A 17416-nucleotide genomic window follows, 5' to 3' on the forward strand; every position below is an offset into this window, starting at 1 on the left:
GTGCCGAACAAGTTAACAAACTGCCGCCGTACCTGATACTATTGTATAGTATTATTGGGCACTTAACAAGCTATTTTGTTTCGCTAACCCCATCTAAATCAAAGATTCTAGATAGGGACTGCGCTCAACTTTCGTTCAAGACGCCGAGGATTAGCAACCGTTAAATCCCTGTGGTAGAGGCTATCTCCTCCAAGGAGTAATCCGCCAAGGGTTTGTCTCGACTATATAATCCCTTATGTTGGTGATATTGAATAATCGACTCTCCGGAAAACCAATCGAGGGCAGTACGCACCCAGAACCATCCCGGATCAGGAGAGGTTTCTAAGCACACGGGTATCTGTTCACCTGTCCTGTGAGCAACCAAGTGATGGGTGGGTTTAAACATGCCCTTTTCCGGTTTTCGGGTGGCTGACGCTTTCTTCTTCTTCGGCGCACAGTTGAGACAGTATTTCGGTGGCGTACCCGGATAACATTCGCGAGTCGTCGCCTGATGGCACTTGGCACAGATGAATGTGACTGGGCGGGTATGAATGGTTCTAGCGTGGGCGCGAACAATAAAGGTTTTGGACGGCATTGGTTTTGTCGGGAACAGGGAACAAAAAGATTTCGCCTTGCATTTAGACGCGCTATATAACAGAATTGATAAGAGTTGGATTGTCGTGATATTTTTGATCGGGCGATCGCGTTTTGCTGAAACTATACCCTATCGATTGAGTCAGGGTTAGTTGCGCTTGATACTGATTGGTTAAGCCGCAACGTAACCCGACTTGCTTGAGCGATAACTCTCTTAATCAGGTAAAGTATACTGTCCCACAATTCGCTTGGCAAACTCTGGCACATGCGCCGCTAATTTCTCTGGGTGATGGCGCTTCACATAGAGATAATTGCGGGTAAAGTGGGAGTCAATCGAGAAACGAGCATACTCCAATCCTTTTGGACCAATCTTTTCAATCACCACCCCCATTAATTTAGCTGCCCACATCGGTAAGGTGACGCCTTTATCATACGCCGGAATACTTTGTTGCACGGCTTGATGTCTATCGCCCTTAGACGTAACCGATTGTGTTTCTAGCTGATTTTGCACCAGATCCAGCATTTCCTGTCCCCGGTCATTTCGCACCACGATCCATTGCCAACCAAAGGGGGCGCCCATGTAACCGACAACTAAATCGGCTAGGGAGTTGACGTAATCAAAACAACTCATGCAAGATGGGGCAAATACATCCTTAAGTTCTTTGGTATTCAATCCGAAGAAGGGGACTTTCTCAATTGAACCATCTTCATGCTTAAAGTGAACTTGAAAGTCCTGCATAAACTCGTAATGCACAACTGTATCAGGAGACTTACTGGTGGTGTCTAGGAATTTCTGCAAGCCAGCGCGGGTGACATTATCCACACAGGGCGTCCCCAGAACATAGAGTTTTTCTAAGCCCAGTTCTTTTTCCACCGCCCGTAATGCTTGAATTTGACAGCCGACGCCAATCACTAATAGGCGTTTCATCCCCGACTGTTCAATTTGTTCTAAGACTGACAGGTTAGGAGACAGGGTTGGCTTATTCACCCGGGCGGCGAGAATCTCTTCTGGCGTTCGGGCGATAATCGGCATCGGTTGAAAACGGTCTTCTTTGGTATTCTGCACACAGACGACGCCTTCAACTTTGCCACTGGTGAGCATTTCAATGGCAATGGTGCTGACAATTCCTGTCCACTGCGCCCCTTCAATGGGTTGAAGTTTCCGCGCCGCCATCATGTCCTGGTTAACACCGAAATACCAATCATCGGGATTATCCAGATTCCGGCTACGTCCATGAGTTTGGGTTTCTAATTCGGGAATCTGTTGGTTAAGAAAGGCACAAGCTTCCTTGACATAATGAATATAGTATGTATCACACAGACCACATTCGCTACAGAGTTCCTTGGCAGGGCGGATCGTCCCTGGTTTCAAGGCTTTGGCTTTTTTGTGTTTGGCGGAGTTGGGAGTAGTCGCAGTCATTGAAAAAGGATTTTCTCTTAACGGGAGTTCTTCTCTCACGATATCTTAGTTCGTCGTTGGGGATAAGAGCCTAATACGAATGCCACTGACTGATATGCTGGTGGGTTGAGCGAAGCCGAGCGGGTTGAGCGAAGCCGAGCACTACGGTATATTAAAGGTTAAGGCGATTCTAAAATGCTTATTTCAGTGCCATTAAGCCTAATACTGAGTTGCGCTCAACGGTAATACAATGGATTTATAAATCATTCTAGATGTAGACTCAAAGAGGTTCTATGGCTTCTCTGACAGCTCTGACCCGCAAAGACTTGGAGAAATTACAAGCAGAACATCCTGAGTATCCCATGGAGTTGGTTGACGGGCAAATCGTAATTATGAGTCCATCGGGTTATGAGTCAGATGAAGTCGTCGCCGAATTTGTCCGGGTTTTAGGTAATTGGGTAAGACCTCAAAAGCTTGGTCGGGTGACAGCTTCTAGTGCAGGTTTTGATCTACCAAATTCTAATGTCAGAGCGCCTGATGTTTCTTTTGTTTTAGCGGAACGGTTACCTAAAAGTCCTCGTTCGTTTGCGGAACTGGCTCCTGATTTAATGGTTGAGGTAAAGTCACCAACAGATACCTTAAAATCGTTGAGAGACAAGATTCAATTTTTTCTGGAGCAGGGAACAAAAGTTGGTATTTTGATGAATCCGCAACGGCGTCGGGTCGAAATTTATCGTCCTGACTCCGAGGTTAAAGTTTTAAGCGATGGTGATGTACTAACGATTCCTGATTTACTTCCTGGTTTTGAGGTCGCTATTGTTGATTTGTGGTCGCCAGAATTTTAACTGTTTATCTTCCCGACATCCCACACCCTGCCTATCCTTCACGTCTCTTGTCACCCCTTCAGGGAGTAGAGTTTTTCACCCACAATTCTAGGGAATATCTAACACTTCGACAGCCTCAGCAACGATCACAGGCTTTCCGACATACTCAGCTTCTATCGTTATATTGTTCATGGTGATGCTCCGATAAAAAAGTTTTCAGAACTGTAGGGGCGGGTTTTACTATTAACGTTTTTTGTTGGTATCTAGGTAACTAAACCCGCCCTTATTTAAGTTTTTAAGGTTCTAAATGTGCCAGAGTTCATCTAATTTAAAATAGGATAATTTCCTAATAGTTAAGGGAGTAAAGAAAGCCAGTGAATTAACAACGGTGCGATAGCCAGTAGGCTGACTTGCACTAACGCGATCGCAATCCAGACAATAAGCTGCGGTGAAATAGGCATCAGTTACTTACTCCTGTTGGAATTTCAGGCAATTTGTTCAGCAATGAACGCAGAATAATCGGTGCTAGGATGCTAGTCACCGCAGATACAACAACCATGGCGGCGAAAACCTGATTAGATACCGCCCACTCTCCCAATGAGAGTCCCTTACCCATGACAATCATGGTAATTTCGGCGCGAGGCACCATACTAACGCCGATTAACGCAGCACCCGTCCAACCTGTGGTTAACAACGTGGGACCCCCCGCACCAATGAGTTTGCCAAGTACGGCGGCGACAAGGAGAATTCCTCCCATTCCTAAAGCCGCCGTTAGCGCACTGGGGTTAATTTTCAAGCCAATACCAATGAAAAAGAACGGCGTAAACAGTTCATATAAGGAGTCAAAGGAGACAAACCCCATCAATGTCAAGCCATATAAAACACTTAAATTTTCTTCCGTGCGGGCTTTAATTTTACGAATGGATTTATCTTTTATTTTCCCCAGAAACGTTGTGTTGTGTTGTCGTCGTCTCGAGTGATTAGGACGCTTCGCCACTTGACCCTCCTAATTCATATACGCCACGAGCAAAACTCGCTTCCAATTTCGCGATCGCACTCTCATCTGAGAACTTAAGCTGGGGGTAAGCATGAGCGGGGTAGTTGACCTCTCCAGAGGACTAATCGCGTATGTGGTTGAGTATCCTTACTATTAATAAGTCAGTATTTGTTCCTAGAACATCCTCCTTTTGAAAGAGAGATGTTGCTCGCAAGGTATGTCAACGAGAATAGAAGAGGGGTGAACAGGATATAACAACCTGTAGGGGCGACCCGCTTACATCAATTCACAACACCCGTCCATTCAATGAGGTCGGGTCGCCCTCTATTCAAACTACAAGTTCTATGGGATAAGCTGTTCAGTCATCCAAGGAGTTTACGTTTCATGACATCTGGCTAAAACTTGCCGAGGGACTTTGCCTGATTTTCCCATGTTCCCCCTATTGTCAGAAGAAGATAACTGACAAAAACAACATATCAAACCCTTGGGTCAGAACGTATTTCTTGAGAATAAAATTACAGCATCTTTGGAGGTTAACCCCTGTAGGGGCGACCCGCTTGCATCAATTAACAACACCAGTCCATTCAATGAGGTCGGGTCGCCCTCTACTCAAACTGGATTTGGTGGTTAATGAAGTACGGATAACAGGGAACAGGGAATAAGGAATTCTAGAAAAGAAAGCTCATCATCTTATGTCTCATCTGCACTTCCGCACCTCCGCACCTCTTCTATTTACCAAGGATTACCAACAATACTAAATGCTGACCAGTAATAGGGATGAGATAAGTCAGGGTTACCAGGCTTAGCATCAGCAATTGGCAAAGTAATGGCTTTATCCGACAAGATTAATTGATTGTCTTCATACTTAACCTTTCCTTCAATCATTGCCACTTGCGCCCGTCGCCATGCTTCCGCTTTAATCGGTGCATCATCCAGATTATTGTAAAACTCTGCCATCATTGGCAACGTTCCCCAATCCTCGATGTACCATAAACTGGCTAATACTGATTTAACTCCAGCTTTAGCCGCAAAACCAGCAAACCCCAGTTCGGCACTCGGATCACCTAAAGCAGTACGACAAGCACTCAATACCACTAATTCTACAGCCGGATCATGCCAGCCTAAACTACGAATTTCGTCTAATTTTACCTTAGTATCCCACAACTGAATATAGGAATTACTGGGTGCGCCCGGTTCAAATTCTGCATGGGTAGCCAGGTGAATAATGCCAAAGGGTTTTTCTTCTCGTTGTGCCTTGAGATTGTTAACTGTAAAATTCTCATTGAGAAAGGCTTGACCACGCCATAATGTATTAGTCAGAATCGATACTTCAGCCGCCGCTGCTGGTAATTGTTCCAGAAGAGGATTATCGGGAAAATCTGAAGCACCCATTGCCAAAACAGGCATCGTTTTAATATTGGCATAACGGGTATCTGTGAGACTCACACTGGGCATCAAACTCACACTATATCGCCGCACAATAAAGTCATTTCCATCATGGATAGCGGCTATGGGTAATGAGCGCAACCCTTCATCGAGAATAAATACTAAATTCTCAATTCCTGTTTCTTGTAAATCTGTTTCTAAGGGGGCTACCATCCATTGATACAGTTGTTTGGCGTCATCTAAATATCCAAACCCACCATCAATAATTTCTTGACGAAAGTTCTGTCCTGTATTCAGGACATCAGACTGTTTAGCCCCTGACACTCGCTTGGTAATAACATCCCGATCCGCTGTTACCAGCATCAGTTCTAATTCCATTTCTGAGTTCGTGCTGCTCGGTACAAAAACCCCATAAATTACAGCAGGTTTGACCCCAGTCGCCACTTCAATGCTACGCAAGCGATTGCGGATTTCATCCAAGGTGAGGATTTTTTCCGCCTCCATTCCCAGTTGTTTCTCAAATGCCTGGGTAAAGTAGCGCTCTATTTTGTAAACATCAGCGTTGATAATTGGCTCTTGATCTAAGGCATTAGGCTGATCAAGAGGGTCTAGGGGGTCTTGAAAATCTTTTTTAAAGTTGTTCAGATTTACATTAAAAGAAGTTGGTGGGTTAGCGGGTGGATTAGACGTCTGGTCAGTTGTAATAATCCGGATATTACCGAGCGTATAACTTCCCGGAAATGACTGAACAGGTGCAATCGTAAACTCTCCACTGGTAATGGCTTGTGCCGTACCATTCGTATTGCCATTACCGACAACAAAAGGCTCAATCACCTCCTGTGCGCCACCATCATGACGAATCGTAATATCGCCGCCACCGTTACCGCCTGCTGTAGAAATACTAGCTTCTATCCCATTTTGATCGGTAAAGCTTCCTGTTGCTTGAAAGAATCGTTGCGTAGTCATGTCAACATCACCACCTTGACCATTACTTCCGCCTTGGGCATTAATAGAATTGACGGTAATATCTTCCAGGGGATCGAGAGTAACGTTACCGCCATCGCCTTCAGTGCCACTAGAATTAATTGCTTCAGTGGTAATACTGATATTCGCATTTACGGTAATATCGCCACCCGTGGCGGCAGAAGAATTCAAGTCACCCGTATTAATGTCTTCGGCTTCACTGGTGAGGTTAATTGTGCCACCAGACGTTGTGATATTTTCTACAGTGATATTGTTCGTTGCTCTTAATTCTACATTGCCTTCAGTTGCGGTAATATTGCCGACTATCAAGCCATCACTGGTGTTGAGTTCTAAATCTCCATTGAATAGTTGTAAATCGCTCAGATTAACTGTGCCAGTTCCTGATTGATGTGTAAAGCTAGTGGCTGCGATCGCGTCTTTTGCCGTTACATTCCTCGCACTAGCAATAGTCAGATTTCCCACAGGTGTATCGCTACCGACTTGTCCCTCAAAGAGCACATTACCCGTTCCCGCCGTCAGTGTGAGATTTTGCGTCCCATCGAGACGATTATTAAACCGAATATCTCCAGTTCCATTACCTGTAGACAAGAACGTTTCACCCGTCAGCGTGAACGCCGTATCAACCTGAATTGTTCCCCCCTGACTGTTGAAACGAATTTCACCCCCATTAGTAGAAACATTACCCCCATTCTGAATTTCTATATCGCCCCCTTGACTAGCGAAATTAATCTCACCAGTATTGGTAGAGACATTACCACCACTCTGAATTTCTATATCGCCTCCTTGACTGGCAAAACTCATCTCTCCGTTAGTCGTCTCCACATTTCCACTGGCAATAATATTACTGCCCATGGTTGTAATATCAACATCTCCACCGACGTTAATCGTTGCCGTTTCTCCAATATTGACATTTCCACCTGTAGGATTATTATGTTCTACAATCAGATCTCCTGTCTGAGTAATAATCTCGCCGAGAACATTAATATCTCCCCTTTCTTCCCCTGGATCGAGTTGAAGATATATATCGCCACTCCCCGAATTTAGTGTGAAGCCATCAGCTATTTCTATAAAAGCGTCGCCAGGATCACGATAGTCTTGAATGGCATCGCGATCATTGGCAACTAATGTTAAATTCCCATCATCTGTGGTGATATTAGCATTGACAAAAATACTTCGACCTGATCTTAATTTCAGCGAGCCTCCAGTTCCGTTTTGATTGTCAGTGATAATTGACTCATTTACAGTAATGTCATTGTTTGCTTGAAACTCAATTTCGGTTCCCGTGTTAGTAATGTTGGTAATAGTAGCGACATCAATAGTCACAGATTGGTCACGATTATCATCAAACTTGAAGCTGGAGGCAAACAAGGAAACATTGTCTTCATTGTTCATGTTTCCTGGTGAACCCACCACCACAGTTGTTCCTACCCCAGCAACCGCATTACCAAAATTGCTGGGTGACTCCGGAGGCTTAGGAAAGGTTTGCCACAAACGCCCAGTATCAGAATCAGACAGGGGTTCATATAAATAGGTAGCATTTTCCCCAGGGGCGCTGACAACAACGTTAAACCCTAATGCAGACTCCGCCGATTCTACTACCGCTACTGAATGACCAAATTGACCGTTATTTGAAGAATTAGGTCGGGTCGAAAAAGTATTTTGCAACTCGCCATCTTGATTAAACCAATAGACAGCACCTTGAACTCCGTCTCCCAGATTATCCTGAGGAGCGCCCACCAGTATTTGCGACCCCATCGCGGCTACTGAATGACCAAACCGCCCGCTATCTGTTGGACGGGGACTGATCAAACGTTGTGCTTGATTAGGGTTACTATTGCTAAATAAATAAACCGCACCTGCAGTTCGGTTGTTAGCATCTTTGTCCACTGCCATTTCTCTAGGCGCTCCCACCAGCACATCGGATTCCACGCCAGCTACCGAATAGCCAAATTGACCACCAGCTACAGGATTAGAACTGAAAAACGATGCTTTTGCTGTATTACTATCGCCATTAAATAAATAAGCAGCACCTGAATCTGTTATTTCGTTGTGATCATCTCCTGGAGCGCCGACTAGAACATTTGACTCCACAGCGGCGACAGAGTAGCCGAAGCCTAATTGAGTGTCACCTGTAGTCGTCGAGGAATTTGGGTTTGTATAAGTTTGTATGAGTCCATCGCGATCAAATAAATAAGCCCTTCCTTCTTTTCCGTTCTCTCCCGGCGCACCAACGATAACTTTATCTGATCCCATCCCAGCTATAGCAAAACCGAATCGACCATTGTCGGTTTTATCTTGACTGGTGAACGTATCTAGTTCTATTCCTGTACTACCATCAAACAAATAGGCAATACCTACGTCTTTTTTTCCGCTTTCATCGTATCCCGGATCACCTACGAGTACGTCTGAACCTAGCGCCGCAACTGAATAACCAAACTGATTTTCCGTTGATGAAGGATCAGGATTAAAGCGTATCGCTAAGGGTGAATTTGCATCTCCAATCGTGATATTTTTAGGATCAAGCAATAACGTACCCGGTTGACCGTTAATTGCTCCCGCATCAGCATGACCTGTAAAAATCAGCAATTCTTTGCCAGAAACCTCTATAAATCCCCCATCTCCCACTTCCGTTCCACCACGGGCGCTAATGGTTCCATAAAAGCCCGTAACGTCATCTGCCCAAACAAACACCTCACCGCCTGTCCCCTGTACTCCAGCATCAGCCGTAATCAGCGAGTTTTCACTGACTAGAGTTTGAGACGCATTAAACGTACCTTGACCTTGATAGTCGCCACCAAGTCGTACTGTTCCGCCGCCATACATCCCAGAGGCGTTAATTGTGGCATCAAATACACCAACTTTGTTGCCAAACACATTCACCGACTGGGAATCGACAGTAGGAGATGCATGAGAAACATCTAGCGTACCCGACGCGATCGCAACCCCGGCTTCGGTTGGTACAGTGATACCAGACTCCTGAAGCTGTACTTGACCTGTATCCGTAACGGTTAATCCCGTCTCTACGCTTTCCTCTGTACCCGTCAGCAGCCTTGGCAAATCCAAGGGATCAATTGCCTCTATCTCCCCATTCTCATTGGTAGATGGTACAATTTCTAAACTTAATAATTGTCCCGGTTGACTGATCCGCACCCGATTGGATTCCGGTACAGCCGCCATTGTAATTGTGCCACCCGGTGCAGTCAGTTGCCCGGTATTAATCGTATTTCCTGCCAGTAGGGTTAAATTATGCCCTTCTGATACAGCGAGATTTCCGCCATTAATGAGAGTGGCGGGTTGAGCTAAATCAAAGGCAAACTGATTGGGATCACCGATTAACGTCTGATAATTATTTTCACTAAAGACATTAAACCACTGATCTCCCGCAAAACCAATTCCTGTCGCGGTTGTAGCGGTAAACGATGCGGGAACATTTAAACTGGCATTCGCCCCAAATACAATCCCCGCCGGATTCATTAAAAATAAATTCGAGTTGCCCCCGGTAACTTGAATCAAACCATTAATAATTGAAGCTTCCCCACCAACTACCCGACCCAAAATATTGCGAATTTGAGGATTAGACAGAAAATTGGCAATTTCACCCGATGAAAGACCAAAGTCTTGGAAACTGTGAAATAGATTTTCCCCATCTCCGGAAAATGTGCCACCGTCGATGTTAAATTGGTTACTGTTTTGCTCAACCGTTGTACCTGTCCCATCACCTGCCCCGGTAACGGACTGAGCCACAATTAGACTTGGGGGGTTGATCGGTGTGGCTTCTTTGGTTAAAATGTAATCTTTAACAAAAGTAGTGGGTGGGTATGGCTGAGTAATTGAGGTGTTTCTCAATAGAGAGTCAGGGTTAAACTGAGGAACAATCGGTACGTCTGTTTTATTCATATCGAGACGGATCGATATTGCCTGAGTTGGCTGTATGCTAGTCGCACCCAAAATGGGTAAGGTAGCCAACAGCAGGATTGCTCCTTTCATTGCAGAATTAATCATAGGGGCTACAAAACTCCGTGGAATAAGTAGAACTGATGTATTAGAACTTGACAGACAGGATTCCACTCAACCCTAAATAAGGTAAGTTCTAACTAGAAGCCGCACCGAATCCCAATACGATTACTCAGCTATCAAATAGTACGTTAGTACGTTGACTTTTAAAGAGACACCAAAATTATTGCGGTTGAATTACTATTGCGGTTGAATTATCGTCGAAAATATCTGAATAATCAACCTGGGCTATCTGTTATCGGTTTCAGCTATGGTGAACCTAGGCAAATGCACAATAGATACCTATCAAAGAAATTCAGAACTTGGAATCTCTTTGCCGAGATGACTCAATTATGGTCAGCCACCAACCTATATTCTCAAAGGACAACAAAATACTAAATCATTGGACAAAAAAGCCACAGTATTTAGTGATACACCGCTGACTACTTTAGACAAAATGTCCAATCTACTTCTTTATAGCACACTGTTTCAAGGGTCAGGCGGCTATCGAATCAAAATTAGGGGCAATGCAATAAGCTGTTGTCTGTTGGGTACAAGAGAACAGCTAGAGTGGGAAAGCGAATGATCGAACGAGGATAGTGTAGCGGGGTCTTACGGGTTCAAATCAAGTCGCTGATATCTCGTGTTTAACGTGGAATGGCGAACATCCACTAGATATAGCGGTTTTTGGCAATGATGGAAGACAAGCAACCCTAGTTAAAGGACAGGGTGATTGATAATTCTCAATTGAGAACCGCTAGAAACAGTTGGGGATTACCGCGCCGAAGCACTACAGCATTCAGTAATGGGTTTGGATGCGATCGCGTCGAGTTCAATATCCTCTAACAAGTTAATCCAATCCATCGCCAGGGCGTAATTGGCAGTCTGAGTACGGCGAAGATTGCCGATCAGGGTGAGAGAGTCAAACCAAATCCCATTTCGGGCTAAAACAACGGCGCGATCGCGGGGAGTCAACGCCCGATTCAATCCTTGTTGGAGTTCAGCCGTTAAAGGAACACGTTGGATGGAACCTCTAACTCGGACTCGTTTGGGATCACTGCGAACCGCCGCCTGTTGGGGATCTTCACAGTAAACGGTAAAAATCCAGTTGTAGTATTGGTTTTCCTGGAGTGCAGGTGTGCTGGGCGGTAAAGTGATACTCATCACACCGGGTAGGGCATTCGTCACAGGATAGGTGGTTTCGTACACTTTCTCCCCCTGATCACTCCAGAGGGCAAATTTCATCGAGTGGAATTTCTTTGCGCCATCGGGAACATAAAACCAGAAGGTAGGATGTTCCTCTACCGTTAATCCCACATTGGTATCGGGAATTAGGGCGAACAGAGATTCTCCAGATTGACTTCCCCCACAGAGACTACGACTCGCGCCACCTGTACGATTACCGGAACGGGGGCTTCCCCGACCCGATAGATCTAGATTAAACTCAAGCATATCTTGCAGCGAGGGAGTATTACTCGCTGAGTTGGTCGGTTGAGAGTAAGTCGGAATCGGACTAACCAGACAACCAACCACGATTGATGCGATCGCCACAACACGTTTAATGGGTTGAGGCGATATAGGTATCCTAGTCATGACTTAGTAAAGTCTATAGATTTAGACATTTACTTAGTACAAGTGCCCGTGTCTTCATCCGGATTTACGATAGAAAAACAGATAATGATTCCAAGATTGGCAATTTACCCCGCTTTTCACCGCTTTTGTGGCTTTTGGGTTATCTTTGCCAATCTGAACGAGAGCTTACAGGCTTTTTGTAGATGTAGCGACCCATCGCGCCTGCAAGCCTAACAAGCCTTAACCCAACTCGGCTTAAGGCTTAATCGATAATCGATAATCGATAATCGATTACAGATACTTTTCTAGAGTGTTTGCTAGCGTCGTTTTCGGAACTGCGCCCACAACCATATCGACTCGATCCCCTCCTTTAAAAATCATTAAGGTAGGAATGCTGCGAATCCCATACTGACTGGCTACATTAGGATTTTCGTCAGTGTTGAGCTTCACAACTTTAATCTGACCTTCGTACTGTTGGGCGATTTCATCGACCACAGGGGCGACCATCCGACATGGACCACACCAAGGTGCCCAAAAATCTACTAAAACGGGAACGTCACTATCTAGGACGTCTTGCTTAAAACTGGCGTCTGTAACTGCTACGGCTGTTGACATGCCTGGAAATCCTTGCGTGTACTATTTTCTATGTGTCTTGGGATATTTTACCACAGAGAAAACTGAGCGTTCCCTTGCCAAAAAAGTATATATTTAGACATAAATTTTCACATTTCATCCATTAAGATGTTAAACTGCCCTGACATTGGGGCTTAACCCCCAAAAAGGAACCGCCCGAACTCAGTCCGGGCGGAGTGTGGTGTGAGGAGTGAACGGAATTTCTTCCGTCTTTTCCATGTTAACTTACATCAGTGGGGTTTGGGGTAGTTTATCAACCCCACAAATTTTATTTGCCCATTCCCAACTGCTGCGCTTTCTGGTAAACTTTCCCTTCTGTCAGCAAGGATGGCGCAATCACGACCTCCACTTGCTGCATTTCTTTCAAGTTCTTAGCGCCCAAGGTTCCCATACTGGTTTTCAGCGCACCTAAAAGATTATGAGTGCCATCATCGAGTTGGGCTGGTCCAATCAGAATTTCTTGTAATGTTCCTGTACTTCCCACCTGAATGCGCGTTCCTCGAGGCAGAACCGGGCTAGGGGTTGCCATTCCCCAGTGAAACCCACGTCCGGGGGCTTCTTTGGCACGAGCCAGAGGAGAGCCAATCATCACCGCATCTGCGCCACAAGCGATACATTTACAGATATCTCCCCCCGTAATTAACCCGCCATCCGCAATAACTGGCACATAATTACCTGTCTCTTGATGATAGTCGTCACGGGCAGCCGCACAATCCGCCACCGCCGTCGCCTGGGGAACTCCCACACCCAGAACTCCCCGCGAGGTACAAGCCGCACCCGGACCAATTCCCACTAAAACAGCCGCCGCACCAGCTTTCATTAAGTTCAGGGCAACTTCGTAGGTGACACAATTGCCCAAAACCACGGGCATTGGCATATCCTGGCAGAACTGGGCTAAATCTAGGGGGGTGACTGACTCTGGCGACAGGTGAGCCGTGGACACCACAGTGGCTTGTATGAAGAATAAATCAGCACCCGCTGAGGCGACAATTTCACCGTATTTCATCGCGCCAGCAGGCGTCGCACTCACCGCCGCAATTCCACCTTGGTCTTTGATTTCCTGAATTCGCTGGCTGATTAATTCCGGTTTAATCGGTTCGGCATACAACTCCTGCATCAGATTAACGAATTCTGACTTACCCACCGAGGTGATTCGCTCTAATATCGGATTAGGGTCAGCATAACGGGTTTGAATGCCTTCGAGGTTAAGCACCCCTAGCGCTCCCATCTCAGATAGGATCACTGCCATTCGTACATCGATCACGCCATCCATCGCACTGGCAATGATCGGAATTTCTCGTTCGATGCTCCCCAAACGCCAACGGGTGTCTGCCAAATTAGGGTCTAGCGTCCGTTGTCCGGGGACTAGTGCGATTTCATCGATGCCATAAGCTCTGCGAGCTGTCTTACCTCGCCCAATTTGAATATCCACGCTTCTCTACTCGTTCCCAAGACTATTTAAGCTAGGGTATCAAATTTTGTCATTCGTCATTTGTCATTTGTCATTTGTCATTTGTCATTTGTCATTTGTCATTCGTCATTCGTCATTTGTTGATTGTTCATGGTTCATTGTTGATTGGTAATCCTCTTCCCCAGCTCCCCCAGCTCCCCCAGCTCCCTCTGCTCCCCCAGCTCCTGTGCCTTAATTATGACGAGTTCTAGGATCAAGAGCGATCGCTCTTTGCCCCAGATGCACGATGCGGTGGCGTAGAACCCTCATCACTCTTGGTTTGAGACGGTTCGACAAGTTTCGCTGCTGAGGACGAGGGTTGTCGTTGTCCAGGAGATTTTGACGGAGGAGGGGCTGGCGGTGTTTGCCGCTTGACTAAGGCTTGAGTCTCCAGTTCGGCTGAGGACTCTGGGGTATTATGGCTTTCATTCCCTCCATTTTGGCTGGGATTATTTCGCACCAACTGACTCACCTGACCAATTAACTTTCCTAGCTTCCCTTCATCCAGAAGTGTGTTGATTAACGATAAGCCACTGGTCGAGAGTAACAGTTTGTTAATATCACCCATGCCATTCCCATGACCATTCCCATTACTGCCATTCATACCGGGGAACGCGAAAATTCGGGTATCTCCCAAAATTCCCGGTTGTGGCGCTAAGGCTTTGGCAATTTCTGGGAGTTTGTCTACCAAACCGGGCCAAATTGTGGTCAGCACTTGGGCGCTTAACTTGGAGTCACTCAACGTATTCTCGGCTTCAATGATTGCCCGTTTCCCTTCAGCTTCAGCCAGGGCTTTATCCCGATTCGCTTGGGCTAAGGTGCGAATGGAGTCGGCTTCTAATTCTGCCGCTTGACGGGCAATTTCCGCTTGACGACGACGGCGGAAGACATCAATCTCAACCACGTTTTGGTCAGCAATCCGCCGTTTTTCTGCCTCTTGTTCCGCTGTAATCAGGGATAGGCGTTTTTCCCGTTCTGCTTTTTCAATCTCCGTAGCCGTAACCACACCCGATTCCGCTTCAGCGCGTTCGGCTTCTGATACAAAGCGTTCCCGTTCTTTATTGGCGATCGCGATCGCGGCTTCCTGTTTCGCGACTTTCGACAAGCGTTCGGCTTCAGCTACCCGAACTTGGGCTTCTAGGCGGGAGGAATCGACGGTTTGTTGACGGGTAATTTCAGCAATTTCTGCTTCCTGTTTTTGCAAGGTTTGGGCGACTTTTAGCTGTTTATTCCGTTCCTCTAGGGCAATATCAGCTTGAATTTGGTTTTCTTGAACCGAGAGTTTGCGGCGAATTTCTTCTTCTTCAACGGACTTATCTTGTAAAATCTTCGTCCGTTGTACGGTGGCGGCTTCTCGGTCTTTGGCTTCTTGAATTTCCCGTTGTCGCTGGGATTTTAGGGATTCTACCTCTAGTTGTTGTCCTAGTGACGCTTCTTCTTTTTCTTTGACGATTCGCAGGGATTGCTTTTCGGCATCAAGTTCCTGCTGTTCAATTCTTACCTGGGTACTCAGTTCAACTTCCCGTTTTTGTTGGATGGAGCGTTGAATGGTTTCGGTTCGCAGGCGTACCCCTTGGGCATCGAAGAAGTTATTGGTATCGTATATATCGCTTTCTTCGATCTCAGAAATGGCGATATTATTCAGGGTTAAGCCAACTTTTTTTAGATCCGGCTGAATCAGATTCAATACTTCATCGGCAAATCCAAGTTTATCCGAATCAATTTCCGGTAAACTCTTCTTCTTCGCAGCGGCTCGAATTGCATCATCTGCTCGTTTTTCTAGGGCTTCTTTAATATCTTCCGTAGAAACTCGTCCTTGTTTCGAGAGTCGGGCAGCAGCGATTAACACATCCTCTTGATCGGCATTGATACAGACATAAAAGGTTGCTCGCATATTTGCCCGCAGGTAGTCTTGAGTCCGCACGGCTAGATTTCCAGTCCGTTCCACATCAATGGAAATTTCCCGTAAGGGGACACGGGTCAGTTCATGAAAACCGGGTAAAACGATACAACCGCCATAAAGAATAACGGATTTCTTTTTGACGAACAATCCGCCCGTTCTGACAAATGCTTCGTTATTGGGAGTGATTTTATAAATCAGTTTGTACGACCATAAGCCGGCGAGAAGCAATACAATGAGTGCGCCAATCAAACCGGGAAAAAAGAGAATACCACTGGGAAGTTGTGCCAGGGTAGAGGATACTGGGACAGGCTGGGACGTTGAGGAAGTAGATGATTGTGACATGGTAGTTAGCGATTAATACTCTATAGGTTTTATTAAAGCTTGGGAATCATACACATTTAAAGGTTGTGTAAAAAGAATCACATTTTGCTATAACCTTACACAAGGGTTGTGTATGTATCTGTTAAGGTGAATCCTTAAGTTGGGGCGAATTAGACAACCATTGCTGTTGATCAGAACTATCTTTAGTAATCACCCGGTAGCTTTCTGGTTGTCGTTCAATGACTAAGACGTAATTACCGCGATTGGGAATAACTTTTGCCCATTGAGGAAGGGTGGCATTAATCGTCACCAGATTACCACTGGGATCAATCACATCCACTTGACCGATTTTGCCTTGGCTTTCCAGGGGAATTGAAGTGGTACTGACAGTACCCTGGCAACCAATTAAGCGATCGCCACTGGTATCTTCACCAAAGGCGGCGAAAATTTTACCCAAGCGAGAAATTAAGCTACCACTGAATAAACTCAGCAGCAGGGATGCGCCGCCGACGACACCACCGAATAAACCTGTGGGAATCGTACCCGTGACATTCGCGATCGCCACATTAATCATCCAGCCAAAAACTCCGACTAGACAACAGTCAGTGGCGAGTAACAAAATCAGGGGGACTTTACCCACACCGAGAAAACTGAACATTGATCCCATGGCAAAATCGCCATCGGCATCCACATCGGCATCCGCATCGGCATCGATATCAAAATCATCATCACCACCACCGGAGACAATGACAACGAGAAATAAGAGGATGCCCATCCCTAGGAAAATCCAGTAAGGCAGGTTAAGCAGGTTGAATAGCATGGATCGAGGTAGCGATCGCGACTGTAGCGGGACGCTCTATTAACGGATATTCTCAGACTAGCGAGGAATGAACAAAATGGTTTCACCCCGCTAAGATACTTAACGTTTTGCTCGCCCAAAAGAATTCCTGGCGAAACAGACACATCGGGATGAGATAGGCTATAATCCCTAATGTAGAGACGTACCATGGTACGTCTCTAACAATGCGGCGGCATAGCCAAGCGGTAAGGCAGGGGCCTGCAAAGCCTTTATCCCCAGTTCGAATCTGGGTGCCGCCTTTTTGGAAAAGGTAATCTCTATTGTGTTCGTACCCCAACCTGGGCGGGTGGCGTGCAATTAGGGGTTTGGGTCAGGTGCAATATAGGAGCTTTCCTAGGACGCGATCGCATCCGCAACGGATAAAAAACATCTATAGTTCAGACCGTTCCGAAAAACCTATACAGAACTATGCATATCTATGCATATCTCTACATAGTCGGAACGTGCAGACCAAGACTCACCGCAGTCTACGTTAGACGGGTCATGACACCTTGATGTGAACGCCAGCATCATGCTCTATCG

The 17416-nt window shown here is 45.9% G+C and carries 10 protein-coding genes and 1 tRNA gene; 2 read left to right on the plus strand and 9 right to left on the minus strand.

Annotated features, from left to right (window positions below; all coding sequences use genetic code 11):
• Positions 1-160: 160 nt before the first annotated feature.
• Positions 161-574: a hypothetical protein gene (locus tag RIG27_RS20685; protein WP_446348260.1), complete on the minus strand. Its 414-nt coding sequence runs from the start codon at positions 572-574 to the stop codon at positions 161-163.
• Between the two features lie 213 nt (positions 575-787).
• The gene (locus RIG27_RS20690; protein ID WP_446348262.1) at positions 788-1993 is read right to left on the minus strand and encodes a Coenzyme F420 hydrogenase/dehydrogenase, beta subunit C-terminal domain; all 1206 of its coding nucleotides are present in this window, start codon (positions 1991-1993) and stop codon (positions 788-790) included.
• A gap of 272 nt (positions 1994-2265) precedes the next feature.
• Here RIG27_RS20690 and RIG27_RS20695 point away from each other — a divergent pair, with 272 nt between their 5' ends.
• A complete protein-coding gene (locus RIG27_RS20695; RefSeq protein ID WP_446348264.1) occupies positions 2266-2817 on the plus strand; it encodes a Uma2 family endonuclease in 552 nt (183 codons plus the stop codon).
• Between the two features lie 439 nt (positions 2818-3256).
• On the opposite strand, the gene RIG27_RS20700 is transcribed toward RIG27_RS20695, so the two are convergent.
• From RIG27_RS20700 to RIG27_RS20730, 7 genes are all read right to left on the minus strand, one after another.
• Positions 3257-3793, minus strand: coding sequence for a cation:proton antiporter (locus tag RIG27_RS20700; RefSeq protein ID WP_446348266.1), 537 nt, complete (start codon positions 3791-3793; stop codon positions 3257-3259).
• A 732-nt stretch (positions 3794-4525) separates the two neighbouring features.
• Positions 4526-10165: a CHAT domain-containing protein gene (locus tag RIG27_RS20705; RefSeq protein WP_446348268.1), complete on the minus strand. Its 5640-nt coding sequence runs from the start codon at positions 10163-10165 to the stop codon at positions 4526-4528.
• 765 nt (positions 10166-10930) lie between these two features.
• Positions 10931-11749, minus strand: coding sequence for a DUF928 domain-containing protein (locus tag RIG27_RS20710; protein WP_446348270.1), 819 nt, complete (start codon positions 11747-11749; stop codon positions 10931-10933).
• Between the two features lie 270 nt (positions 11750-12019).
• A complete protein-coding gene (gene trxA / locus RIG27_RS20715) occupies positions 12020-12343 on the minus strand; it encodes a thioredoxin (protein WP_446342129.1) in 324 nt (107 codons plus the stop codon).
• A 286-nt stretch (positions 12344-12629) separates the two neighbouring features.
• Positions 12630-13793 carry a GuaB3 family IMP dehydrogenase-related protein gene (locus RIG27_RS20720; protein ID WP_446348273.1) on the minus strand — a complete coding sequence of 388 codons (1164 nt, stop codon included), beginning with the start codon at positions 13791-13793 and terminating at the stop codon, positions 12630-12632.
• Positions 13794-14025: 232 nt separating this feature from the next.
• Positions 14026-16056 (minus strand): SPFH domain-containing protein, encoded by a 2031-nt coding sequence (locus RIG27_RS20725; protein WP_446348275.1) that lies wholly within the window; start codon positions 16054-16056, stop codon positions 14026-14028.
• Between the two features lie 121 nt (positions 16057-16177).
• Complete coding sequence (locus RIG27_RS20730; RefSeq protein ID WP_446348277.1) at positions 16178-16855, minus strand: DUF1449 domain-containing protein; 678 nt, start codon at positions 16853-16855, stop codon at positions 16178-16180.
• Between the two features lie 207 nt (positions 16856-17062).
• On the opposite strand from RIG27_RS20730, the gene RIG27_RS20735 reads away from it, so the two are divergent.
• Positions 17063-17133 (plus strand) — tRNA-Cys (locus tag RIG27_RS20735).
• The last annotated feature ends 283 nt before the right edge of the window (positions 17134-17416 follow it).

This window comes from Coleofasciculus sp. F4-SAH-05 (assembly GCF_040222985.1).
Classification (GTDB): Bacteria; Cyanobacteriota; Cyanobacteriia; order Cyanobacteriales; family Coleofasciculaceae; genus Coleofasciculus; species Coleofasciculus chthonoplastes.